This window comes from Mariniflexile litorale (genome assembly GCF_031128465.2).
GTDB classification, from domain to species: domain Bacteria; phylum Bacteroidota; class Bacteroidia; order Flavobacteriales; family Flavobacteriaceae; genus Mariniflexile; species Mariniflexile litorale.
Genome location: NZ_CP155618.1, coordinates 1,978,869 through 2,002,238 on the forward strand (window position 1 = coordinate 1,978,869; position 23,370 = coordinate 2,002,238).

Annotated in this window: 20 protein-coding genes and 1 tRNA gene; 8 read left to right on the forward strand and 13 right to left on the reverse strand. The window is 33.4% G+C overall.

From position 1 onward, the window contains the following. Positions 1 to 22: 22 nt before the first annotated feature. Both QLS71_RS08320 and QLS71_RS08325 read left to right on the forward strand, forming a co-directional pair. Positions 23 to 382: an MmcQ/YjbR family DNA-binding protein gene (locus QLS71_RS08320; RefSeq protein ID WP_308993188.1), complete on the forward strand. Its 360-nt coding sequence runs from the start codon at positions 23 to 25 to the stop codon at positions 380 to 382. A 113-nt stretch (positions 383 to 495) separates the two neighbouring features. Then, the gene (locus QLS71_RS08325) at positions 496 to 1,074 is read left to right on the forward strand and encodes a PhnA domain-containing protein (RefSeq protein ID WP_308993187.1); all 579 of its coding nucleotides are present in this window, start codon (positions 496 to 498) and stop codon (positions 1,072 to 1,074) included. Between the two features lie 9 nt (positions 1,075 to 1,083). Here QLS71_RS08325 and QLS71_RS08330 read toward each other — a convergent pair whose 3' ends face one another. Then, entirely contained in the window at positions 1,084 to 1,515 is a 432-nt protein-coding gene (locus QLS71_RS08330) for a nuclear transport factor 2 family protein (RefSeq protein ID WP_308993186.1), read from the reverse strand. 238 nt (positions 1,516 to 1,753) lie between these two features. Here QLS71_RS08330 and QLS71_RS08335 point away from each other — a divergent pair, with 238 nt between their 5' ends. Then, positions 1,754 to 2,032, forward strand: a complete 279-nt coding sequence (locus QLS71_RS08335) for an STAS domain-containing protein (RefSeq protein WP_308993185.1) — start codon at positions 1,754 to 1,756, stop codon at positions 2,030 to 2,032. A 71-nt stretch (positions 2,033 to 2,103) separates the two neighbouring features. Here the strand turns inward: QLS71_RS08335 and QLS71_RS08340 are convergent, their stop codons facing one another. The 5 genes from QLS71_RS08340 to QLS71_RS08360 all read right to left on the reverse strand — a co-directional run bounded on the left by QLS71_RS08340 (position 2,104) and on the right by QLS71_RS08360 (position 7,230). Beyond that, entirely contained in the window at positions 2,104 to 3,201 is a 1,098-nt protein-coding gene (locus QLS71_RS08340) for a DUF4407 domain-containing protein (protein WP_308993184.1), read from the reverse strand. Positions 3,202 to 3,394: 193 nt separating this feature from the next. After that, positions 3,395 to 3,760: a BlaI/MecI/CopY family transcriptional regulator gene (locus tag QLS71_RS08345; protein WP_308993183.1), complete on the reverse strand. Its 366-nt coding sequence runs from the start codon at positions 3,758 to 3,760 to the stop codon at positions 3,395 to 3,397. Between the two features lie 96 nt (positions 3,761 to 3,856). Further along, positions 3,857 to 4,717 carry a DMT family transporter gene (locus QLS71_RS08350; protein ID WP_308993182.1) on the reverse strand — a complete coding sequence of 287 codons (861 nt, stop codon included), beginning with the start codon at positions 4,715 to 4,717 and terminating at the stop codon, positions 3,857 to 3,859. A 121-nt stretch (positions 4,718 to 4,838) separates the two neighbouring features. Then, positions 4,839 to 6,227, reverse strand: a complete 1,389-nt coding sequence (locus tag QLS71_RS08355) for a dipeptidase (RefSeq protein ID WP_308993181.1) — start codon at positions 6,225 to 6,227, stop codon at positions 4,839 to 4,841. 61 nt (positions 6,228 to 6,288) lie between these two features. Beyond that, a complete protein-coding gene (locus QLS71_RS08360; protein WP_308993180.1) occupies positions 6,289 to 7,230 on the reverse strand; it encodes an alpha/beta fold hydrolase in 942 nt (313 codons plus the stop codon). 128 nt (positions 7,231 to 7,358) lie between these two features. On the opposite strand from QLS71_RS08360, the gene QLS71_RS08365 reads away from it, so the two are divergent. Both QLS71_RS08365 and QLS71_RS08370 read left to right on the forward strand, forming a co-directional pair. Next, positions 7,359 to 7,440: transfer RNA gene (locus tag QLS71_RS08365), tRNA-Leu, on the forward strand. A 466-nt stretch (positions 7,441 to 7,906) separates the two neighbouring features. Continuing rightward, on the forward strand, positions 7,907 to 8,257 hold the full coding sequence (locus tag QLS71_RS08370) for a hypothetical protein (RefSeq protein WP_308993179.1): 351 nt from the start codon (positions 7,907 to 7,909) through the stop codon (positions 8,255 to 8,257). A 3-nt stretch (positions 8,258 to 8,260) separates the two neighbouring features. Here QLS71_RS08370 and QLS71_RS08375 read toward each other — a convergent pair whose 3' ends face one another. Then, complete coding sequence (locus QLS71_RS08375; RefSeq protein WP_308993178.1) at positions 8,261 to 8,725, reverse strand: CBS domain-containing protein; 465 nt, start codon at positions 8,723 to 8,725, stop codon at positions 8,261 to 8,263. A gap of 188 nt (positions 8,726 to 8,913) precedes the next feature. Here QLS71_RS08375 and QLS71_RS08380 point away from each other — a divergent pair, with 188 nt between their 5' ends. After that, entirely contained in the window at positions 8,914 to 9,630 is a 717-nt protein-coding gene (locus tag QLS71_RS08380; protein WP_308993177.1) for a hypothetical protein, read from the forward strand. Between the two features lie 155 nt (positions 9,631 to 9,785). On the opposite strand, the gene dxs is transcribed toward QLS71_RS08380, so the two are convergent. Beyond that, entirely contained in the window at positions 9,786 to 11,537 is a 1,752-nt protein-coding gene (gene dxs, locus QLS71_RS08385; protein ID WP_308993176.1) for a 1-deoxy-D-xylulose-5-phosphate synthase, read from the reverse strand. 91 nt (positions 11,538 to 11,628) lie between these two features. Between dxs and QLS71_RS08390 the strand changes: the two genes are divergently transcribed. Next, positions 11,629 to 12,078 (forward strand): nucleoside deaminase, encoded by a 450-nt coding sequence (locus tag QLS71_RS08390; protein WP_308993175.1) that lies wholly within the window; start codon positions 11,629 to 11,631, stop codon positions 12,076 to 12,078. 60 nt (positions 12,079 to 12,138) lie between these two features. Here QLS71_RS08390 and QLS71_RS08395 read toward each other — a convergent pair whose 3' ends face one another. Genes QLS71_RS08395 through aspS form a run of 3 tightly spaced genes read right to left on the reverse strand, consistent with a single transcriptional unit; the run spans position 12,139 to position 15,979 of the window. Beyond that, positions 12,139 to 12,372 carry a hypothetical protein gene (locus QLS71_RS08395; RefSeq protein WP_308993174.1) on the reverse strand — a complete coding sequence of 78 codons (234 nt, stop codon included), beginning with the start codon at positions 12,370 to 12,372 and terminating at the stop codon, positions 12,139 to 12,141. Between the two features lie 18 nt (positions 12,373 to 12,390). Further along, entirely contained in the window at positions 12,391 to 14,184 is a 1,794-nt protein-coding gene (locus QLS71_RS08400; protein WP_308993173.1) for a chloride channel protein, read from the reverse strand. 40 nt (positions 14,185 to 14,224) lie between these two features. Further along, the gene (gene aspS / locus QLS71_RS08405) at positions 14,225 to 15,979 is read right to left on the reverse strand and encodes an aspartate--tRNA ligase (protein ID WP_308993237.1); all 1,755 of its coding nucleotides are present in this window, start codon (positions 15,977 to 15,979) and stop codon (positions 14,225 to 14,227) included. 297 nt (positions 15,980 to 16,276) lie between these two features. Here aspS and QLS71_RS08410 point away from each other — a divergent pair, with 297 nt between their 5' ends. Beyond that, a complete protein-coding gene (locus tag QLS71_RS08410; RefSeq protein ID WP_308993172.1) occupies positions 16,277 to 19,240 on the forward strand; it encodes a TonB-dependent receptor in 2,964 nt (987 codons plus the stop codon). A gap of 177 nt (positions 19,241 to 19,417) precedes the next feature. Here the strand turns inward: QLS71_RS08410 and QLS71_RS08415 are convergent, their stop codons facing one another. Beyond that, positions 19,418 to 22,915: an efflux RND transporter permease subunit gene (locus QLS71_RS08415; RefSeq protein WP_308993171.1), complete on the reverse strand. Its 3,498-nt coding sequence runs from the start codon at positions 22,913 to 22,915 to the stop codon at positions 19,418 to 19,420. A gap of 31 nt (positions 22,916 to 22,946) precedes the next feature. Next, positions 22,947 to 23,342 (reverse strand): four helix bundle protein, encoded by a 396-nt coding sequence (locus QLS71_RS08420; RefSeq protein ID WP_308993170.1) that lies wholly within the window; start codon positions 23,340 to 23,342, stop codon positions 22,947 to 22,949. Positions 23,343 to 23,370: the final 28 nt, after the last annotated feature.

Below are 23,370 nucleotides of genomic sequence, written 5' to 3' on the forward strand. Positions count from 1 at the left end.
TTGGGAAGCTTAGAATGGGATTATGAACATAGAACAACTTTATGAATATTGTTTAAAAAAGAAAGGTGTTACTGAAGATTTCCCTTTTGACGAAGACACACTTGTTTTTAAAGTATTAGGGAAAATGTTTGCCTTAATCGGATTGAAAAAATGGGAATCTGGAGAAAAAGCCATTAATCTTAAATGTGATCCTGACTATGCTGAAGAGTTGCGTGCAGAATACAGTAGCATCAAACCTGGTTACCACATGAGCAAAAAACATTGGAATACCGTTTATATTCAAGATGGCGTTTTACAGCCTAAATTTTTACTAGAACTCATAGACCATTCTTATGATATGGTTGTTAAAGGCATGCCCAAGAAATTAAGAGACACATTATAATTTATATAAAAAGTTAAGTAGTAATAATGTATCATTTTTTTGGTTTATAATAACTGTTATATCTTGCGGAAACTTTTATTTAAACGTATTATTGCAACGTTAAATAATAAATCATGAGCGTACTACAAACATTACAAGAGCGAAGTAACAATACCTGTGAGTTATGTACTTCAAATAGTGAATTAAAACAATACACCATTCCGCCTTCATTAAATGAAAATGTAGATAATAGTTTATTGGTTTGTAGCACGTGTTTAAGTCAAATTGAAGAAAGTACCGATATGGATACCAACCATTGGCGTTGCTTAAATGACAGTATGTGGAGTGAGTTTGTTGCTGTTCAAATCATGGCTTGGAGAATGCTTCAAAGGTTACGTAATGAAGGTTGGCCAAAAGACTTGTTAGATATGATGTATTTGGATGATGAAGCTATGACTTTAGCAAGAGCTACTGGAGAGCATGAAGACGAGGCTAATAAAATAATTCATCGTGATGTAAATGGCGTTATTTTAGAAGCTGGAGATTCGGTAGTCTTAATTAAAGATTTAAAAGTAAAAGGGTCTAGTATTGTGGCGAAACAAGGAACTGCTGTTCGAAATATTCGGTTAGACCATGAAAATGCAGAATACATTGAAGGTAAAGTAGATGGGCAACAAATTGTAATTATTACCAAATACGTTAAGAAAACCTAAAACAACTTATTAACAAGAAGTATCAGCAATAATTTTCCACTCACCATCAATTCGTTTAAAAATAAGCATAAAAATTCCATCGGCATTTCCAACTTCACGTTTTATATGATATTCACCTAAAACATAGTAGGCTTCGTTACTTATTTTTGTAATGTCGTTTATTTTGTAGCTTAATTTACCCGTATGAGCTTCAGTGGGATAACTTTTTTCATAACGCTCTAATGTGTTTTCCCAACCAGAAGTTATACCATGTACGCCATAAAATTTAAGTGAATCACTTTTCCAATACCCCTCCATAAATTTCTCAATATTATTTTTAGACCATGCTATTCTTTGGGCTTTTAAAACGGACATAATAGCATCTTTATCTTTTTCTTCTGTAGTTTGTGAAAAGGAATTAAATGTGCATAAAATAAAAAGTAAAAGAAATAATTTATTCATAATAAATGGTTGTGTTTTAAAACATTCTTTTTTAAAAGTGAAGGTAAAAATAATGAAAACTTAGTTTTAAAATGTGTTACTCATCGGTTAATTTGACATATAATTTTTGTTTATCTAAAGTTCAAATCGATTTGTCGAAAAAATAATGTTAATAAACTTTCGGCCTATATATTTACCTAAGAATAAATCAATTAATAGCCCAAATTTATTGTTTAACCATTATTTAAAATAACTTATTATGGATTTAAAAATTTCAAACTGCAACAATTTTTTTAAAATTAAAGGAGCTCTAAATAAAAATAATTTAGGGTTATTTAAAAGTGAATTTAAAAACATTTTTGAAAAAGTACAGTCAATAACCATAAGCATCGAAGATGTTGATATTATGGATCGTTTTGGCGTTAGTGCCTTAGCTGAACTTCATAAAGAAGCTATCTCAAAAAATAAAAATTTATCAATTATTGGTTTAGGTTGTGAAGATTTATACAACCATTTTAAAACTGAAATGGCTGCGTAATTAAAAATAATATTTAGAAGCATTGCTTCAGATATCCATTGAAAATAGTCATACTCACTTAAAATGGGAGGCTATAGTATATTTTTTTGTTGTTTATAAAAGGCATCTGCCTGAAGCTGCATTAGCTCCCTCGCTTTTGTACGCTTGTAGGTGTAAACGTCTTCGTTTTCTAAATCGGTATAAATACGGTCGTTAATGGCAAAATCTGCTTTTAACATGGCCTCTCTTTGGTTTTTATTTTGAAGCACGTTTGTTTTTACAGCAGTTTCTTCATCCTCCAATCTATAATCGTAAGCTCCTTTTGGCGAAAGTAATTTGGCTAATATAGGAGACGTTTCAATAGCTAAAAACAACAAAAATATAAATAACGAAGGTACCCAAGGCAATTCGCCTAAGGCGTTTACGCGAGCCATTAAACCATCAAAATTATTAATGATGGGTTGCGTATTTGTTACTTGTTTTTTATAATCGTTTTGTAGCGTTTGTATTTGAAGTTCTGTAGCTTCAATTTTACTAGTGTTTAATTCTTTAAGTTGTTGTAATTCGGCTAATAGCGCATCATGTTTATCACGTTTTTCTTTGTAAACAGGACCTTTGCCTAATAGTTTTGTGCCAGCAGTTCCTTCGGCTTCAGCTATGTAAGTATTGTATAGTATATTAACTTCAGTTTCTTTGGCTGCTATTTGTTGTTGTAAAGTGGTTATGTCTTTATTTAAGTTTTCAATGCTTGGGTTGAATTGTTCTGCTATTTGATTCTTGTTTGCGAGTGTTAATTCGTTTTTTTGTTCTAATAATATCTGATTAATCTCTTTTTCGAAAATTTTAAGTTCTAATGGTTTTGAAATTACAATGGCAATAATAACAGCTAATATAATTCTTGGAGATGCTTGAATTAATTCGTCTATAACATTGCCAGTTTTTTTAATGGTTGACACGATATAGCGATCCAAATTAAAAATGAGAAGTCCCCAAATTAATCCGAAAAATATGGAAGCATATAAGTTATCGAAAACAGTGTAAAGCGCAAAACTAGCCGCTATAAAAGCCATTAATGCTGTGAAAAATACGGTAGCACCAATACCTGCGTATTTATTTTGTTCGCCTTTAGAACATTGTTCTAAAATATCGGTGTCCGAGCCCGAGCAAATAATGAAGAATTGCTTTAACATAATGATTGATTTTGATTGATGATTGTCTATTAGAACGTTAAAACAGGTGATTTGTTACAAAATTTGACAAAAAAACACCAACTAATATAGATCCGCTTAACAGTATGTACACTTGTTTTTTCTAAACAAAGTTTATAAAACAACATAAAAAAAGCTAAGCAGGCACTAGATTTTAAAAGTATAACTAGCATGATTATTTATTTTTAATTTCGCTATCTATTAGTTTTTTTAAGTCTTCCAATTCTTCTTTGGTTAAATTGGTTTCCTTAGTGAAAAACGAAGCAAATTGTGAAGCACTATCGTTAAAAAAGTTTTTTATAAGCCCGTTTACATGCTTAGAGAAATAATCTTTCTTTTTAACTAGAGGATAATATTCTCTAGAATTCCCATATAGTGTATAACTAATAAACCCTTTGTCGGTCATGCGCTTTAAAAGGGTAGCTACTGTTGTTGTTGCTGGTTTTGGTTCAGGACAAGCTTCTAGTAAGTCTTTCATGAATCCTTTTTCAAGTTTCCATAAATGATTCATTAAGTCTTCTTCGGTTTTTGATAATTGCATTACTCTACAAAATTAGATTACGTTCTACAAATATAGAACAAGTATTTGTGTTCTACAAGTGTAGAGTTGTTTTTTGTAAAAATGAATGGATATTATTTACTTATTCTTAGACCGTATACTTTCAATAATTACAGTTGCCAATATTAACGAACCCCCTATATAAGTATTTAGTGTAGGTATTTCATTTAAAAAAAGAAAAGCAATGATGATTCCAAATATAGGTTGGGTGCTGTTTATAATACTTGCAGTACTTACTGAAAAATGCTCAAGGCTATTAACTAACATAGTATGCCCAATTGCGGTAGTAACTAATGCTAACATAATAACATATGGGAATTCTGTTTTTATACCAGAGGTATCAAAGTAAAAAAGTGTTGGTAATAAAACAATGCTAAGCACCATTACTTGGTAAAACATAATGCGTGTGCCATTATAATTGCTAATAAGTTTTTTAGACATGATATTGCGTAGTGCAAAAAAGAGAGCAGATAACAAGCCAAATAATATACCTTTTACATCTGAACTTTCTAAGTTAAATTCTGGTGCTAATAAGTAAATGCCAAACAAAACCATAATCCCTAATAGAATGTAAATAGGGTCGAATTTTGTTTTCATGAAGAAGGGTTCTAAAAAGGTAGTTAATATAGGAAACGTAAATAATGACAGCATTCCAATGGCAACGTTTGATAGTTTTAAGGCGTAAAAATAGGTGAGCCAATGTCCACCAAATAATAGACCACTAACAATAATGGCAATGGCGTCTTTTCTTGAATTTATTTTGAAGTCGTATTTTTTATATTTACAAAAGATAAATAGGAACAAGCCACCTAAAATACTTCGCCACCAAATGATAACTGGAGTAGGTAAATCGATATATTTTCCTAAGGCTCCGGAAGTACTTATAAATAATGTTGCTAATGTAAGTTGAAGTAAGTGGTTGTTGTGTTGGTTTTTCATTGGGCTGATAGCTATGTGTTAGCGATTGCAGTGAAAATCCTTTTGATTTTTTTGCAAAAGATTGAAACGAAAAGCGCGACTACCTTTTACTATTAAAAAGTAAAAGGTGGGAACACCCAAATTATTTAGAAAGTTCGGTGAAATATTTATAGAACATTGGAATAGTTTCGATGCCTTTTAAATAGTTAAAAACACCAAAATGCTCGTTTGGTGAGTGGATGGCGTCGCTATCTAGTCCGAAACCCATTAAAATGGTTTTACTTTTTAGTTCTTGTTCGAATAGAGATACAATGGGGATGCTACCGCCACTACGCTGAGGTATTGGGGTTTTTCCAAAGGTGTTTTGATAGGCTTTGCTAGCTGCTTGGTAGCCAATACTATCAATAGGAGTTACGTAACCTTGTCCGCCATGGTGCGGTGTCACTTTTAGGGTAACGCCTTTTGGCGCAATACTTTCAAAATGGATTTTAAATAACTGAGTGATTTCTTCCCAATCTTGATGCGGAACCAAACGCATAGAAATTTTAGCATAAGCTTTACTGGCTATAACGGTTTTTGCGCCTTCGCCTGTGTAACCACCCCAAATACCGTTTACATCTAGCGTTGGTCGAATGGAATTGCGTTCGTTGGTGGTGTAATCTGTTTCTCCGTAAACAGCTTCTATATTTAGGGCTTTTTTATAGTTTTCTAAACTGAAAGGCGCTTTTGCCATTTCTGCACGCTCTTTTGCAGAAAGTTCTTCCACCTTATCGTAAAAACCAGGAATGGTAATGTGGTTGTTTTCATCGTGAAGTGAAGCAATCATTTTAGCTAATATATTAATGGGGTTTGCTACTGCGCCACCATACAATCCGGAGTGTAAATCGCGGTTAGGACCCGTAACTTCAACTTCAACATAACTTAATCCTCGTAATCCGGTGGTTATGGATGGCACATCGTTGGCAATCATACCAGTATCGGAAATAAGAATTACATCGTTTTTAAGTTTTTCTTGATTGTTTTTGACAAAAATGGCAAGATTGGAGCTGCCAACTTCTTCCTCTCCTTCAATCATAAACTTTACATTGCAAGGAAGTTGGTTTGTAGATGTCATGAATTCCATAGCCTTTACGTGCATGTACATTTGTCCTTTATCATCGCAAGCACCGCGAGCAAAAATGGCGCCTTCGGGATGTGTATCTGTTTTTTTTATAACTGGTTCAAAGGGAGGTGAGTTCCATAAATTTAAGGGGTCTGGTGGTTGTACATCATAATGCCCGTAAACTAAAATGGTCGGTAGGTTTTTGTCAATTATTTTTTCGCCATAAACAATAGGATAACCGTTTGTTTTACAAATTTCGACACTATCACAACCTGCTTTTTCTAAACTTATTTTAACCGCATCGGCTGTTTTTAAAACATCGTTTTTGTATGCTGAATCAGCACTTATAGATGGCATTTTAAGCAATTCGATAAGTTCGTTTATAAATCGGGTTTTATGTTCTTTGATATAAGATTGGATGTTGTTCATGAAATGATTTTATAATTACTTCAAAAGTACAAAAAAGAAAAGTTTTGTTTAAGATAGATACTTAGTCTTGGTTAATGAATTTTACTATTGAAGTTATTAAACCTTCTATTAATGGTAATTTGGGGTTGCTATACGTTTGAATATTCTTTGTTCTGTCTACATCAGCTTCCTTAAGAACATGATTCATGTTTTTGATAATTACTTTTTTTGCGTTTTTACTGGATTCAGATAGCATTTCAGCATCTTGAATACTTACTTGAATATCGGTAGTTCCTTGAATAATTAAAATAGGAATATTTAATTTTGAAATTTCTAATTGAGGGTTATACTTAAACCACGAAATTAAATAAGGTTGAACGCTGGGGCGAAATAAAGCCGAAAGCATTTGTGGTGGGTTGTTTACGATTTCTCCTTTTTCTAGTTTTTCAATAATTGGTAAAGACATTTCTAAAACCAAAGGCGGTTGTTCCTCTAGTTGTTGTTTTAAAATCTCACCAGCAGGAAATCCTGCCCCAGCTAAAGAAATAAATTTGTTAACTTTTTCATCCTGAGATGCTATCATGCCTATTAAAGAACCTTCGCTATGACCAACAATTATTAAGTTGCTAAATCTAGAGTCTTTCTTAATGAAATTACACCATTCTTTTACATCGTTTATGTAATTTTCAAATCGTAAATCAGCTTCTTTTACAACTGCATTTTTACTTTCAGCAATACCTCGTTTATCAAATCTTATAGAGGCAATTCCTTTTTTAGATAATCCTTCTGCTAATAATTTTAAAGAATTATTTACCATCATCGGGTTGTTTCCGTTTCTGTCTGTTGGGCCAGACCCAGCAATTATTAAAACAACAGGTGTTACTTGAGTAGAATCTGCGATGTATAGTGATCCTTGTATATCTCCGGTTTTGGTGGTTAAAGTAATTGGTTCTTCTTTAGACTGCGAAAAAACTGTATGGCTTATAAAGAAAATAAGTATCAGTAAATTTATTTTTTTATTCATTACGATAAAGATTTCTAAGTGGGTAATTATTTGATGCAATAATTATTATTTAAAAATATAAAAAAAGAATGTTTTTCACCCTTATAAGTTTGCAATTTAAAAATCTTGTTTATATTTGCACTCCTTTAGCGGGCGTGGTGGAATTGGTAGACACGCCAGACTTAGGATCTGGTGCCGCGAGGTGTGGGAGTTCGAGTCTCCCCGCCCGCACTGTAAAGGAAAAGCCGAATCGAAAGATTCGGCTTTTTTTTTAATTTTAGTAGGTGTGCCTCAAAGTAAATAAAGGAGGATCAAGGGGGATCAAGTCATAAACTTGTAGGATGAATCCTTTAGAACTTAGATTAGTTTCTTTAAATTCAACAGGAGTAATATTGATTTCTTTAAAATAAAAATCTTCTCCTTTAACTTCCTGCTGGGTCAGTTCAAAATAAACAATACTCCTAGGCTCTTATTAAATTGAACTCATCACCAAAATCTTATTGTAGGTTGGATAAAACAATGCCTTTCAGTCTCTTTGACAAGATTCAAAAGTTTTAAATCTATAACGCATTAAAATATATACAGCTTCACTTATTTCTTCATCTAATTGTTCTAGATCTGGTTTTTTCATGATTTATTATTAAATTTATCTTGTGGTACATTGTGTATATAGATGCCGCTTATAAACCAAATATATATGTCTAAAGAATGTTTAGAGTGTGGTGAAAAGATTGTTGGAAGGATTGATAAAAAATTCTGTAGTGATGCATGCAGAAATGCTTATAACAACAATGTAAATAAGGACAGTAAAAATTTAATCAGGAATACCAATAATAGGCTTCGTAAAAATTACAGAATTCTAGAAACACTTAACCCTGAGCAAAAAACAAAAACATCTAGAGCGAAACTTATTGAAGCTGGTTTCGATTTTAATTATTTTACAAGTATTTATACCACAAAAGCAGGAACAATCTATTACTTTGTGTACGATCAAGGATATTTACCTATTGAAAACGATTATTATGCATTGGTAAAAAGAGAAAGTTAACTATTACCAAGTATGACCTTTTAAAGCAAGAGCTGCCTTTAATATATCCTTCTGGCTAATTTGACCCACTAATTTTCCATTTTCAACAATTGGGAAACGTCTTCGTTTTGACTCTAGAAACTTATTTGCCGCATCAAAAATATTCATGTTTCCATCAATGGTTTCAACATTTTTCACCATACATTTTTCAACGGTATTATTTTCCATAGGCAAATTGTGGTATCTACTTTCACTAATTTGTTTAATACAATCTCCTTCAGATATAATCCCCACTAATTCATGTGCATCGTTTACAACTGGGCCACCAGAAATTCTGTTTTTAATTAAGGAATCAATAACTTTTTCTATGAGTTCTTCAGATTTAAAGGTTATTAAGTTTCTAGACATATAGTCACTAACCTTAATTGGCAGATCTGTACAGGCTTTTTGCTGATTTTTTCTAGAGGCTAAAAAACTTTTGATTCCCATAATTTTTATATTTTTTTAATAAACCTAATGTACTTATTTTTTTTAAACTTTCCTAATAATGTGTTTTTCAGCTGGTATTAAATCTTAAGAATAATTTATTTTTAATAAATGACTAAAATAATTAGTGTGCTTTTAAGTGTTTAAATGTTAATTTTTTATAGTTTTAGCGTTTTAAAACATCATTAACAATGAAAAGATTATTTGTATTAGGATTATTAGTAAGTAGTTTTACTGTGAGTGCACAAAGTAACTCCGATTTATTGAAGCATTACGAAGCTTATTATAAGCAAATGAAACAGCAAGGAGACATGCAAGGTATTATCAATGCTATGACGCACTTGAATGTGCTGTCCCCTTCTCATGCAAGAATGGATACTTTAGCTTATATCTATATGACCGAAGATAAATATATACAAGCTTTAAACACAATAGGCTATGATAGATTAGTGGACGATTCGGATATTGCTATAGAGGTGAAAGCCGTATCATTAAAAGCAGTGAAACAAGCAGAATTAGCTATAGGACAATTTGAAGAAATGTTTAAACGAAATCCAACTGCTTTGGTTGCTTACGAATTAGCCGAACTCAATATGCAAACACAAAAGTTTGCCGAAGCCGACAAACACATTACTTATGGGTTAGCAAACGCTAAAGATGATATGAAAAAAGCATTTTACGAATCACAAACCCCATATGAAGTACCCTTAAAATCAGCTTTTATGTACTTAAATGCGATATCTATTTATAACAAAGACAAAAAAGCAAATATTGATAAGGCTGTAGATATTTTAGATGCTACCTTAAAAGTATCTCCAAACTTTAATTTAATTCAGTTAACAAAAAACGAATTGTTAAGACAAAAACAAATCTTACAAGCGCAAGCAGCACAACCAAAAACTAACTAAACCTAAACTAAATAAGAGAAAGTGGCAAGCATTATATAATGTTTGTCATTTTTTTATAGTAATAGTACCTTTTAAAAATGCATAAGTTTTAAAATATTCCAAAAAATCTCGAAAAGTTCGTTTTACAATTACGCTCGCATTATAAGTATTTGACACTAGAAGAATAAACGAAAGTATTTTGTCAAACTTTCAGGGTCTAATCCAATGCTTTTTTGCAATTCAGTAACACTGCCATGTTCTATAAAAGTATCAGGGATTCCTAAAATATTAATAGTATTTTTATAGTTGTTAATAACCGCAAACTCTAAAATAACAGACCCAAAACCACCTTTAATACTGTTGTCTTCAACGGTAATAATGGTTTTGTATTCTTTAAATATAGCGTGTAGTAATGTTTCATCTAAAGGTTTAACAAAACGCATATCATAATGTGATACTTCTAAATTTAAAATAGCTTCAGAAACATTTTTGGCAATAGTCCCTATGCTTAAAATAGCGAGGTTATTACCATCTTTAAGTTGAATACCTTTACCAATGTCTATTTTTTCAAAAGGTTGTTTCCAATTAACCGTTACACCAGTACCTCGTGGGTAACGAATGGCAATGGGTTGTTTTAACCCCAATTGCGCAGTATACATGATATTGCGTAACTCCACCTCGTTTCTGGGTGCAAATATGATAAGATTGGGGATGCATCTTAAAAAGGATATATCAAAAACGCCATGATGCGTCGCGCCATCTTCACCAACCAAACCAGCACGGTCTAAACAAAAAATAACGGGTAGTTTTTGTAAAGCCACATCGTGTATTATTTGGTCGTAAGCACGTTGTAAAAACGTGGAGTAAATATTGCAAAAAGGAATTAAACCTTGGGTTGCCATACCTGCAGCAAGTGTTACGGCATGTTGTTCCGCAATACCCACATCAAACGCCCTGTCTGGCATTTCATCCATCATGTATTTAAGCGAACTACCTGTTGGCATTGCTGGCGTAATACCCACAATGTATTTGTTTTGTTTGGCAAGTTCTACAATGGTGTAACCAAAAATATCTTGGTATTTTGTGAATTCCGAAGGTATTTTAGAAATAATATTACCGGTAGATGCATCAAATTTCCCTGGGGCGTGGTATGTAACTTGATCTTCTTCGGCTTGTCTTAAACCTTTTCCTTTGGTGGTAATGACATGTAAAAATTTAGGGCCTTTTACGGACTTTAAGCGTTTTAATTCTGAAATAACTTTGATGATATCATGACCGTCAATAGGTCCAGAATAATCAATATTTAAAGCTTTTATAATGTTGTTTTTTCTATGGATACCTTTTTTAACATTCGTTAAATATTGTTTTAAAGCACCCACACTTGGGTCGATGCCTATGGCGTTATCATTTAAAATGACTAACAAATTGGCATTGGTAACTCCGGCATGATTTAAACCTTCAAAAGCCAGACCACCTGCAATACTGGCGTCGCCAATTACTGCAATATGTTGTTTTTCTAAATCGCCTTTTAATTGGGAAGCAATCGCCATACCCAATGCCGCAGAAATAGAAGTAGAGGCATGTCCAACTCCAAAGGCGTCATAAATACTTTCATCACGTTTTGGGAAACCACTTATACCGCCTATTTGTCGGTTGGTATGAAACAAATCTTTTCTGCCTGTTAAAATTTTATGTCCGTAGGCCTGGTGGCCAACATCCCAAATGAGTTGGTCTTCGGGAGTGTTAAATACATAATGTAGTGCAATGGTTAATTCAACCACGCCCAAACTGGCTCCTAAATGGCCTTCTTTGGTAGCTACAATATTGATGATGAACTCTCGTAATTCTTCGGCAAGTTGTGGTAGGTCTTTCTGGTTTAAAAGACGAAGTTCTTTTGGATTATTAATATGTTTTAAAAAACCAGACATTAGCTTACAAATGTAGTATTTGAAAACGATACGAAAGCAATTTTCATTTTGAAATTGTATTTTTGATTTTTTGATAGTTAATTTATTTCTTATGATAGAACCTTTCGATGACACTTATTTTATGAAGAAAGCACTTCAAGAAGCTGAAATGGCTTTTGAGAAGGGCGAAATACCTGTGGGTGCTGTAGTTGTTATTGATAACCGGGTTATTGCGCGTGGACATAATTTAACAGAAACCTTAACAGATGTAACAGCACATGCTGAAATGCAAGCCATTACTGCTGCGTCAAATTTTTTAGGGGGCAAATATTTAAAAAATTGCACGCTGTATGTAACCTTAGAACCATGCCAAATGTGTGCGGGGGCTTTGTATTGGAGTCAGATTTCTAATATTGTATATGGTGCCAGAGACTTGGAACGTGGTTGTATTAATTTGAACACCAAGTTGCATCCAAAAACTGTTATAAAGGGTGGAGTTATGGAAGTTGAAGCTTCAGAACTTTTGAAGCGTTTTTTTATTGAAAGACGTAATTTGAACTGATTTTTTATTAAAGTTTATAGCGTTTAATTTTTGAATACGGATTACTGTGATTGAACATGGTTAACTTTTATTCTTCTCGCGTTCACGCATTTTATCTAAATTTTCCTTGGTAAGCATGTAATCTTGTACATTTTTATCTTTCCAGCGGTAATAGGAAAATAAAGGGAACACAATTAAAAAAAGACCGCTTACTCCAAATCCAATCAACTTTTGAGAGTATTCCGATTCTAAAAAAAAACCAGCAAAGATACTTCCAAATGCGGCTAAAAATAATAAAATAATAAGGTACTTCATTTATATATAGTATTCAGATTAATTCTCTTTAGTGTGATTAATTAACTGTCGTCTATAAGCTGTGAGCAGTTTTGATTTTGATATAAATCCAAAATACATACCATCTTTTATAACCGGTAAATTCCAAGCACTACTATCTTGAAATTTTTGCATAATATCGGTCATTTTATCTTTTTCTAGTTCTATTATTTCGGGTGCCGGTTGCATAATATCGGTTGCCGTCACATCCTTGTATAACGTTTGGTCGAACATAATGGGACGCAAATCATCTAGCAAAATAACACCAAGTAACTTTCGATTTTTTTCACTAACCACTGGAAAGATATTTCGATTCGATTTTACAATGGCTTGATGTACTATGTCACCTAAATTCATTTTTGGTGAAATGGAGATAAAATTGGTTTCGATAACTTTATCTATATCCATTAATGTTAATACAGCATGATCTTTGTCGTGCGTTATGAGCTCACCTTTTCTGCCTAATTGCATATTATATACAGAATGCGGGTTAAAATATTTAGTGATACCAAATGCGATGGTAGCTGTTAACATTAGCGGAATAAATAACTCGTAACCACCCGTAAGTTCGGCAATTAAGAAAATAGCTGTTAACGGAGCATGCAAAACGCCTGCTAATAAACCCGCCATGCCTACAAGGGTAAAGTTGCTTTCAGAAACGGGTGTATTAAATAAACCACAATTGTTAATTGTTTTAGCAAAACAATTACCCATAATACTACCCATAAATAATGTAGGTGCAAAAATACCGCCCACACCACCAGCTCCAAATGTTAAAGAACTGGCAATGATTTTGAAAATAACCAATCCAAATAGTAGTAATATAACAATCCAAATATTGGTAAGATCCATTTGCATTAAATTATTTTCCAATGCCTTTTCAGCATTACCAACAAGGAGATTATTAATAACATCAAAACCTTCACCGTAAAGTGGTGGAATAAAGTAAATTAGAAAACCTAAACCGATTCCGCCAATAATTAAACGTTTTATAGGAGAATTAATTTTGTCAAAAAACGTATGAATCTTATCATATACCTGAGTAAAATAAAGAGAGATTATTGCCGCAAAAACGCCTAAAATAATATAGAAAGGCACATCAGAAATAATAAATTTATCTTCAATTTTAAATGGTAATAAAACGTCGTCCCCAAAGAAAAAATAAGAGGTTAAAATAGCGGAAAGTGATGCTAATAAAAGCGGTAGCATAGATGCAATAGTCAGGTCCAAACTAAATACTTCAATAGCAAAAATGATTGCCGCAATTGGTGCTTTAAATATGGCAGACATAGCACCTGCTGCAGCACAGCCAATTAAAAGTGTTCGGGAAGTTTGATTTAAGTGGAACATTCTCGCAATGTTAGAGCCTATGGCGGCTCCAGTTGCTACTGTTGGTCCTTCCAGTCCTACTGAACCTCCAAAACCAACGGTAAGAGGCGCTGTTAAAATTGAACCAAACATTTGATACCGTTTCATGATTCCTTTTCGCTTTGAAATGGCATAAAGCGTAGAGGGAATGCCATGACTTACTTTATTTCTAATAACATATTTAATGGTTAAATAGACTAGCGTGAGCCCTATAATTGGAAATAAAAAATAAAATGCATGGTGATAGTATTTAATTAGATTTCCTTCTAATAAGTGTTGAATGAAGTGTGTTAAGTTTTTTAATACAACAGCTCCAACTCCCGATGTAAAACCAATTATTATACTAAGAATATATACAAATTGTTTGTGAGAGATATGTTTTGCTCTCCAGATGAGAATTTGTTTTAATATGGTTTGTTTGGGCATAATTAAAGCTGCAAAAAATCCTGCAAAAAGCAGGATTTTTTTATGGTTTTAGATTAAGTTTTAGGCTTAACTCCGTTAATTGAGCAGCATCAATAGGTGCTGGGGCATCAATCATAACATCGCGACCTGCATTGTTTTTTGGGAAGGCGATAAAATCGCGAATAGTTTCTTGTCCGCCAAGAATAGCAACAAGTCTATCTAACCCAAAAGCTAACCCACCGTGTGGTGGGGCGCCATATTGAAAGGCATCCATTAAAAAGCCAAATTGTGCTTTTGCTTCTTCGGGAGTAAACCCTAAATAATCAAACATTAAGGATTGCGTTTCTTTATCGTGAATACGAATAGAACCTCCACCAATTTCGTTTCCATTCAATACCAAATCGTAAGCATTGGCTTTTACTTCACCTGGGTTTGTTTTTAATAATTCTAATTGACCCGGTTTTGGTGATGTAAATGGGTGGTGCATGGCGTGGTAACGGCCTGTATCTTCATCCCATTCTAAAAGAGGGAAATCCATCACCCAAAGTGGTGCAAATTTCTTAGGGTTTCTAAGTCCTAAACGTTCGGCTAGTTCCATACGCAAAGCACTCAATTGAGCACGTACTTTATTTTTATTTCCAGAAAGGACGCAAATTAAATCGCCTGTTTTGGCACCCGTTACTTCAGCCCATTTTCCTAGGTCGATTTCATCATAAAATTTATCTACGGACGATTTATAAGTGCCATCGTCGTTACAACGCACGTAAATCATTCCTAAAGCACCAATTTGTGGACGCTTAACCCAATCAATTAATTGGTCTATTTCTTTACGAGTGTATGTGTTTCCTCCTGGTACTGCAATACCAACAACTAATTCAGCATCATTAAATACTTTAAAATCTTTGTGTTGAGAAACCTCGTTTAATTCACCAAATTCCATTCCAAAACGAATGTCTGGTTTGTCGTTTCCGTACAAACGCATGGCGTCGTCGTATAACATTCTTGGGAATTTTTCAACATCAACACCGTTTACTTCCTTTAGTAAATGTCTTGTTAAACCTTCAAACGCATTTAAAATATCTTCTTGATCAATAAAGGCCATTTCACAATCTATTTGTGTGAATTCTGGTTGTCTATCAGCACGTAAATCTTCATCTCTAAAACATTTAACGATTTGGAAATATTTATCCATACCACCAACCATAAGCAATTGCTTAAAAGTTTGAGGTGATTGCGGAAGCGCATAAAACTGGCCCGCATTCATGCGAGAAGGTACTACGAAATCGCGTGCACCCTCAGGAGTCGATTTTATTAAATAAGGCGTTTCAACTTCAATAAACCCTTCTTTAGATAAGTAGTTTCTAACTTCTTGTGTTACTTTATGTCTAAAAATTAAATTGTTTTTTACAGGGTTACGACGAATATCTAAGTAACGATATTTCATTCGTAATTCTTCGCCGCCATCTGTTTTATCTTCAATAGTGAAAGGAGGTAATAGAGATTCATTTAATATAATTAATTCTGAAACCAATATTTCTATATCACCTGTTGAAAGATTTGGATTTTTTGAAGCACGTTCAATAACCGTTCCTTTTACTTGTATAACAAACTCACGACCTAAGTTTTGAGCCTGCTCCAGCATGTCTTTTGAAGTGCGTTCTTCATCAAAAACTAATTGTGTAATACCGTAACGATCGCGCAAATCGACCCAAACAATAAAGCCTTTATCTCTAGATTTTTGAACCCACCCAGCAAGTGTTACTTCTTTATTTATATATGACGCATTTAGTTCGCCACAATTATGACTTCTATACATAGTTGAAAATTGAAGTGCAAATTTAATGAAATACCGTGGAGTAGACATGTTTTGACAATTTTTTTTAAGGCTGTATTTAGGTCTTAAAAACGAACGAGTATGCTGAGGTTTATTTTAATATTGATAACAAATTATTGTTTAATGTGAGGATTGAATGCATTTCATTCGTGATAATTCATTTTTCAAGTGTTTTTTCATATAAAAATTTATATGTACGCATAATAAACATGTGTTTTTTGTCAGAAAGACCTTTATTTTGCGTATCTTGTAGGAACTAAACACTAAATTAAAACAAATATGAAAAATTTTTCACTATTTAAAATCTGCTTGATTTTAGGTTTGTTTTTTCCTTTGGCAATTGCCGCCCAAGGAGTCATTACAGGAACTATAATAGAAGCAGGAACCAATGCTCCTTTACCAGGAGCTAACATTATTATCAAGGGAACTACTAATGGTGCTATTTCTGATTTTGATGGAAAATTTAGTATCAATGTAGCTGCATTTCCAGTAACGGTTGTCGTATCGTCGGTGGGATTTAATTCTAAAGAAGTTATAGTAACTTCATCTAAAAGTATTAAAGTCTTGCTTCAAGAAGGTGTTTCTTTGGATGAAGTTATGCTAATTGGGTCAAGAAACCCAAGTAGAACATCGGTTGATACAGCTGTGCCTGTGGACGTTATTGATATGGCCGAATTAACGACTGCTGGTCCTCAAGTATCTGTGACGCAAATATTAAATTATGTGGCGCCATCATTTTCATCGAATACTCAAACGGTATCAGATGGAACAGATCATATAGATCCTGCACAATTAAGAGGTTTGGGCCCCGATCAAGTATTGGTGCTGGTAAATGGTAAAAGAAGGCATACATCTTCTTTGGTAAATGTTAATGGAACTCCAGGGCGTGGATCAGTAGGCACCGATTTAAATGCGATTCCAGCTGCATCTATAAAAAGAATTGAGGTGTTACGAGATGGTGCTGCAGCACAATATGGATCTGATGCCATTGCTGGTGTTATTAATATTGTATTAAAAAATAATGTTAATGAATTAACAGCCACAGTAACAACAGGTGCTAATATCTCGAAAAATGCTAACGACCATGATGGGGGTATAGATGGAGAAAAAACTCAAATCGACATAAATTATGGCATTCCTTTAGGCGATAATGGAGGCTTTATAAACTTAACAGGATCTTTAACATCGCGTAACCGTACGTCTAGAGCCAAAGCTTTTAGTGGTCGAATTTTTAATGAATACAACGCCATAGAGTGGCAGGCTAGTAATGCTGGTTTCAATTTATCCGAATTAAGAACTAACCTAGGTGCTATTCAAACTTTTGCTCAATCAGTCCCTTATTTTGATAACGCCTTAAAAACACAAATAGCGAATGCGAATAGTATAGAAGAATTATCGGGATATAATGTAGCAACAGGAGTGCAAGGAGCAGGGATATTAAAAGGAGTAGGAGATTTTACTGATCAAGAACTAGCTGTTAGAGGTCAAACCCGTAATGATTATAATATGAGTGTTGGTCAATCTGGTTTAGATCAAGGGCAGTTTATGGGGAATCTTGAGATTCCATTTGGTGATAAAGAAAATGAAACTAAGTTTTATGCTTTTGGAGGATTGTCCTATAGACATGGTGATGCTTCTGGGTTTTATAGAGCACCTGGAACTGGTTCAGGTAGAGGAAATACATTAGCTTACATTAATGGTTTTTTACCAGATATAGAGTCGGATATTATCGATAAATCTTTAGGATTTGGGATTAGCGGAAAAATTAATGATTGGAATGTCGATTTATCTCATACGTGGGGAAAAAACACTTTTGCTTATATTATTACTAATACCACTAACTTCTACTTGCAGGCATCTTCACCTACTGAATTTGAAGCAGGTTTAAATGGATTTCAACAAAATACAGTTAATCTAGATGTATCTAAATTTTATGACGATATTATGTCTGGATTAAATGTAGCTTTTGGAGCCGAATATAGAGTTGAAAACTTTTTTATTGAAGCTGGTGAAGAATCATCTTACGAAAGATATGATATTAATGGAGAAATCGCATCAGGAGTAGCAATAAGTGCTACTCCTGCTTTGAAAGTTACTGATTTTTATGGTGATCAACCTTCTGAAGGGGCGCAAGTTTTTAAAGGTTTCACCCCAGAAAATGTGATTGATGCGAATAGAAACAGTATGGCGTTGTATGTAGATGTTGAAGGTGATATTTCTGAAGAATTTTTGTTGAGTGGTGCTGTTCGTTATGAAGATTTTAGCGATTTCGGAAGCACTTTAAATGGTAAGTTAGCCATGCGTTATAAATTAAGCCAAAATACAAATTTAAGAGGTGCGGTAAGCACTGGGTTTAGAGCACCTTCTTTACATCAACAGTTTTATAGTAAATCAAACACGCTATTTAACGATCAAGGTATTTCTCAAGAAGTTGGTACATTTACTAATAATTCTAGAGCCGCCAAATTGTTTGGTATTCCCAAACTAAAAGAGGAGACTTCTTTTAATGCCAGTTTAGGGTTTACGTCTAAAATACCTAGTGCTAATTTAACACTTACTGTGGATGGATTTTATATTGCGATAGACGATAGAATTACTTATACTGGAAACTTTTCTAACCCTAATGATGGGAGTGCCTTAAGTGATGTTTTTGATAATCTAGATATTGGTCAAGCTGCATTTTTTGCAAATGCCATAGATACAGAAACAAAAGGAGTAGATGTTGTTATAGCACATAAAGCGAATGTAGGTAAAGGTAAATTAACAAATAATTTAGCTGCCACTTATTCTAAAACCACTAAAGTAGGAGCCACTAAGGGTAGTGATATACTAAAGAATGCTGGTTTATTAGAAACGTATTTTGACGAGAGTTCTAGAGTATATTTAGAATTAGCCGTACCAAGAGTGAAAGCCAATTTAAGTCATAACTTAGACATGGGTAAATGGAATTTCTTTTTAAGAAATGCATTTTTTGGAAGTGTTGAAGATACAGGAACTTTAAATGATGGATCTGGTAATCATCCAGTTATTGGGTCTGTTGTTGTAACAGACTTGACCATAGGATATAACTTTAGCGATGCCTTAAGATTAACGGTTGGAGCTAATAACTTACTAGATGTGTATCCAGATGAATTACCTGGTTATTTAACTTCAAGTAATCAATTTGTATATTCAAGACGGGTATCTCAATTTGGGAACAACGGACGTTATGTATTTGGTAGATTAAGTTTTAATTTGAAATAGAAAATATAGTTTTTAAACAAAAAGAAGCTGTCAGAAAAGTGTATTTTATTTACTTTGTCAGGTTGAGCTTGTCGAAACTGATATTAATTATCAATAAGTTTAAATATTTCGACAGGCTCAATATGACACAGAATAACACTTTTCAGGCAGCCTTTTTTATTTTTATTCAATTATAAACTAAATAGTTTCTTCTTGAATTATTTCATTTGAGGTTGTTTTACTTCTTATCCACATTTTTAATTGCATAGTTAAAAAGAATAATACAGGTACTACTATTAAAGTTAAAAACGTTGCTACAAATAAGCCGTAAATAACGGTCCAAGCTAATGGTCCCCAGAAAATAACGTTATCACCACCAAAATAAATGTGAGGGTTAAACTCGCTAAATAGCGTAAAGAAATTAATGTTTAAACCAATGGCTAATGGTATTAAACCTAAAATAGTTGTAATAGCTGTTAGTAATACAGGACGCAGACGTGCTTTACCTGCTTGTACGATGCTGTTAAATAAATCTTCTTTTTCTAGATATTCATCTTCATCTAAACCTCTATCATATTTTTTTCTATCAATAAGAAGTTGGGCATAATCCAACAGAACAACTCCGTTATTTACCACAATACCTGCTAGTGATATAATACCCATCATGGTCATCATAATTACGAACGCACTACCAGTAATAACAATACCACTAAACACCCCAATTAAGCTTAAAAATATAGCAAGCATGATAATTGCTGGTTTTGAAAATGAATTAAATTGGAAAATAAGAATTAAAAATATTAAGAATAATCCAGTAAAAAAAGCGCCCATTAAGAATGCCATTTGCTTATTTTGCTCCTCAATTTGTCCTGTATAATCTATTTTTATATTTTTAGGTAATTCATTGAACTCTTTCATGACATGCTGAACTTGTTTAACTACTGCGCCTGCATCAGTATAACCTGGTGCTAAGGCAGAATATACAGTAACTACTCGACGTACATCTCTGTGTTTAATGGAACTAAATCCAGAGGTGTTGGACTGTTTAGCCACAGCAGATACGGGTACTTCTTTAATTTGTCCAGAAGCCATATCTCTAAAGGTTATTCTTTGATTAAAAATAGCACTAGAGTTATATCTATTTTCTTCATTAAAACGAACATAAATATCATAATCGTCGCCATCCTCTTTATATACTCCCGCTTTGGCTCCAAAAATAGCATTTCTTAATTGTTGCCCCACTTGCGAAGAACTAATGCCTAATTCGCCTGCTTTTTCTCTATCGACAACCACTTGCATTGCTGGTTTGTCTTTATTAACATCTATTTTTAATTCATCAATGCCTGCAATACTTCTAGAGTTGATAAAGTCTCTCATTCTTTCGGCTGTATTAATAAGCTCCGAATAATCATCACCTTCTAATTCTATATTAATTGGCGCACCTGCTGGTGGTCCGTTAGCATCTTTTTCAACCGAAATTAATACCCCTGGATAGATCCCAACTAAAGCCTCTTGTACCTTTTGACGCATTAATTCACTGTCTTCTCCTTCTCTGAATTTATACTCACGCATAGAGGCAGTGATTTTTCCTTTATGAGGCATTTCTGCGGCTGAACCACCATCGGTTTGAGGGTTTCCAGCTCCTTCACCTACTTGAGATACGGCACTTTCTACCATAAAGTTATAGCCGTCTTTATTATACATGTCTTCATTTAAAACATGATAAACCTTCTTTTCTATTTCTTTAGTAATGGTATTGGTTTTTTCAATATCGGTTCCTTCAGGATATTCAATATAAACTATAATTTGATTTGGTTTATTGTCTGGGAAGAATTCTACTTTGGTTCGTTGTGTTCCCAAAGAAATTCCAAATACTATAAAGGATATAATAAGCAGCACAAAAGTTCCAATACTTATAAAATAAGGTCTCTTTCCTTTTAAGGCACTTTTTAATGATTTTTCATAAATGTTTTCAAGTTTAACAAGTGTTTTATTTTGAAAACGATTTGCCATTTTACGAAGGATTAAACGGTATACCCACAGCATGATGGCCGTGAAAATCATAAGAGAACCTAACGCTTTATAATCACCACCAATTATAAGAATAATGAGCCCTATAATAGAGATTGTAGCCGTTATATAAATAATGCGTTTTACAGGCATGTCTTTGTCTTCCACCGTCATAAACTGCGAAACTAATACGGAGTTGAAAAATATAGCAACAAATAAAGAGGAGCCTAAAACCACGGATAATGTTATTGGGAAATACACCATGAATTGTCCCATAACTCCTGGCCATAAACCTAAAGGAATAAAGGCAGCTACAGTGGTTGCTGTTGAAATAATAATAGGGAAAGCAATTTCACTAATCCCTTTTTTAGCGGCATCAACTCTGCTCATACCTTCTTCGTCCATAAGCCTATAAACATTTTCAACCACCACAATACCGTTGTCTACTAACATTCCGAGACCCATGATGAGTCCGAAAAGAATCATGGTATTCATAGTGTAGCCTAATAAGCTTAAAATCATCAAGGACATAAACATAGACATGGGTATAGCAAACCCAACAAACAAGGCATTTTTAAATCCTAAAAAGAACATTAAAACGGTTACAACTAAAATGATACCAAAAATAATGTTGTTTACTAAGTCATCAACCTGTCCAATAGTTTTTGAAGATTGATCATTAGTAATAGTAACTTTCAAGTTTTTTGGGAATACGTTTTCAATCGCATTATTTTTAATAAGTTCTATTTTTTCGGCAGCCTCCACCATGTTTTTACCGGCACGCTTTTTAACATCAAGCATGACAACTGGTTCACCAAACTCGCGAGCATAAGTTGTCTTATCTTTTTCTTTAAAACTTACATCAGCAATATCTTTTAAATAAATAGGGTTATTATGTTCCGACTTTACAACAAAATTTTTCAAACTATTGGGGTTATCTATTTCTCCAATAATTCTAATGGTTCTTCGCTGACCACTGGCTATAAAATTACCAGCAGACATGGTCATATTTCCTTGGCTAATAGCACCTATAACATCGTCAAAACTCACTTGAGATGCCATCATTTTATAAATATCTACGGCTACTTCAACTTCTTTTTCTTGAGCACCACGAATATCTACTTTTTTAATTTCGGTTAAATTTTCTATTTCATCTTGAAGATATTCTCCAAACTCTTTTAGTTTTTCAATCGGGTAATCGCCAGAAATATTAATGTTAAGAATAGGCATTTCTTCAGACATACTCAACTCAAACACATTCGGTTCTACTTTAGCACCATTAAATGTGGGCCAATCTTCACCTGAAGTTTCAGAATCTATTTCGTCCTTTACCTCTTGTTTGGCTTGTTCTACGGTAATATCTTCATCAAATTCCACAATAATCATAGAGTAATCCTCTTGTGATGATGAAGTTATTTCTATCGCATTGCTTACAGTTTTAAGTCTGTCTTCAAGCGGATCTGTAATTAGTTTTTCAATATCTTCAGCTGTATTTCCAAAAAATGGCGTGCTGATATAAATTTTAGTTTCTTTAATTTCAGGAAAACTTTCTCTAGGCATTTTAAAATAAGCTGAAATACCTAAAAAGAGAATCATAGCCATCGTCATGTAAATGGTGGTTTTATTATGTATCGCCCACGATGATAGTTTGAATTCTTTATCGACTTGTTTTTGTTGTTTCGTCATGATATTGTCTTTAGTCTATAGTCTTTAGACGTTAGTTTTTATTGTTTGTTTTGAGATGTTTTTGAAGGCTGATAATCATTTTTGATAGTTCTTCAAGCTTTTCTCTTAATTTTTTTTCTTGTTCAACTGAAATATAATTTTGTCTTTTTGCAATGGTTATACATGCGACACATTCTTTAACAGAACTAATTGCAATTTGTAAGAATCTGTTAAATTGAGAATTGGTGTCACCAGAACCTTCAGCTATGTTTAATGGAATAGATAATGTAGCTCTAGTAAATTGTGATGTTAAGGCATAACGTTCAAAATCTGGAAATTTTTTAGTTATTTTATAAGATGAATCAACAAAATCCAATGCTTTTTGATAAACTTGTAAATCTTCGAATTTGAATTTAATGTCTTTCATTTGATTTTTTAAGTCATTCATGTTATAGTTCTTAAACCCTAGTGACTAC

What these genes read in the sequence shown, in the direction of transcription:
- dxs (WP_308993176.1), bottom strand. Translation starts at nt 11,537, where the DNA reads ATGTCTGGTTTTTTAAAACATATTAATAATCCAAAAGAACTTCGTCTT.
- QLS71_RS08320 (WP_308993188.1), top strand. Translation starts at nt 23, where the DNA reads ATGAACATAGAACAACTTTATGAATATTGTTTAAAAAAGAAAGGTGTT.
- aspS (WP_308993237.1), bottom strand. Translation starts at nt 15,979, where the DNA reads ATGTATAGAAGTCATAATTGTGGCGAACTAAATGCGTCATATATAAAT.
- QLS71_RS08325 (WP_308993187.1), top strand. Translation starts at nt 496, where the DNA reads ATGAGCGTACTACAAACATTACAAGAGCGAAGTAACAATACCTGTGAG.
- QLS71_RS08375 (WP_308993178.1), bottom strand. Translation starts at nt 8,725, where the DNA reads ATGGGAATCAAAAGTTTTTTAGCCTCTAGAAAAAATCAGCAAAAAGCC.
- QLS71_RS08400 (WP_308993173.1), bottom strand. Translation starts at nt 14,184, where the DNA reads ATGCCCAAACAAACCATATTAAAACAAATTCTCATCTGGAGAGCAAAA.
- QLS71_RS08335 (WP_308993185.1), top strand. Translation starts at nt 1,754, where the DNA reads ATGGATTTAAAAATTTCAAACTGCAACAATTTTTTTAAAATTAAAGGA.
- QLS71_RS08395 (WP_308993174.1), bottom strand. Translation starts at nt 12,372, where the DNA reads ATGAAGTACCTTATTATTTTATTATTTTTAGCCGCATTTGGAAGTATC.
- QLS71_RS08340 (WP_308993184.1), bottom strand. Translation starts at nt 3,201, where the DNA reads ATGTTAAAGCAATTCTTCATTATTTGCTCGGGCTCGGACACCGATATT.
- QLS71_RS08415 (WP_308993171.1), bottom strand. Translation starts at nt 22,915, where the DNA reads ATGACGAAACAACAAAAACAAGTCGATAAAGAATTCAAACTATCATCG.
- QLS71_RS08410 (WP_308993172.1), top strand. Translation starts at nt 16,277, where the DNA reads ATGAAAAATTTTTCACTATTTAAAATCTGCTTGATTTTAGGTTTGTTT.
- QLS71_RS08360 (WP_308993180.1), bottom strand. Translation starts at nt 7,230, where the DNA reads ATGAATAAAAAAATAAATTTACTGATACTTATTTTCTTTATAAGCCAT.
- QLS71_RS08370 (WP_308993179.1), top strand. Translation starts at nt 7,907, where the DNA reads ATGTCTAAAGAATGTTTAGAGTGTGGTGAAAAGATTGTTGGAAGGATT.
- QLS71_RS08380 (WP_308993177.1), top strand. Translation starts at nt 8,914, where the DNA reads ATGAAAAGATTATTTGTATTAGGATTATTAGTAAGTAGTTTTACTGTG.
- QLS71_RS08330 (WP_308993186.1), bottom strand. Translation starts at nt 1,515, where the DNA reads ATGAATAAATTATTTCTTTTACTTTTTATTTTATGCACATTTAATTCC.
- QLS71_RS08390 (WP_308993175.1), top strand. Translation starts at nt 11,629, where the DNA reads ATGATAGAACCTTTCGATGACACTTATTTTATGAAGAAAGCACTTCAA.
- QLS71_RS08420 (WP_308993170.1), bottom strand. Translation starts at nt 23,342, where the DNA reads ATGAATGACTTAAAAAATCAAATGAAAGACATTAAATTCAAATTCGAA.
- QLS71_RS08345 (WP_308993183.1), bottom strand. Translation starts at nt 3,760, where the DNA reads ATGCAATTATCAAAAACCGAAGAAGACTTAATGAATCATTTATGGAAA.
- QLS71_RS08355 (WP_308993181.1), bottom strand. Translation starts at nt 6,227, where the DNA reads ATGAACAACATCCAATCTTATATCAAAGAACATAAAACCCGATTTATA.
- QLS71_RS08350 (WP_308993182.1), bottom strand. Translation starts at nt 4,717, where the DNA reads ATGAAAAACCAACACAACAACCACTTACTTCAACTTACATTAGCAACA.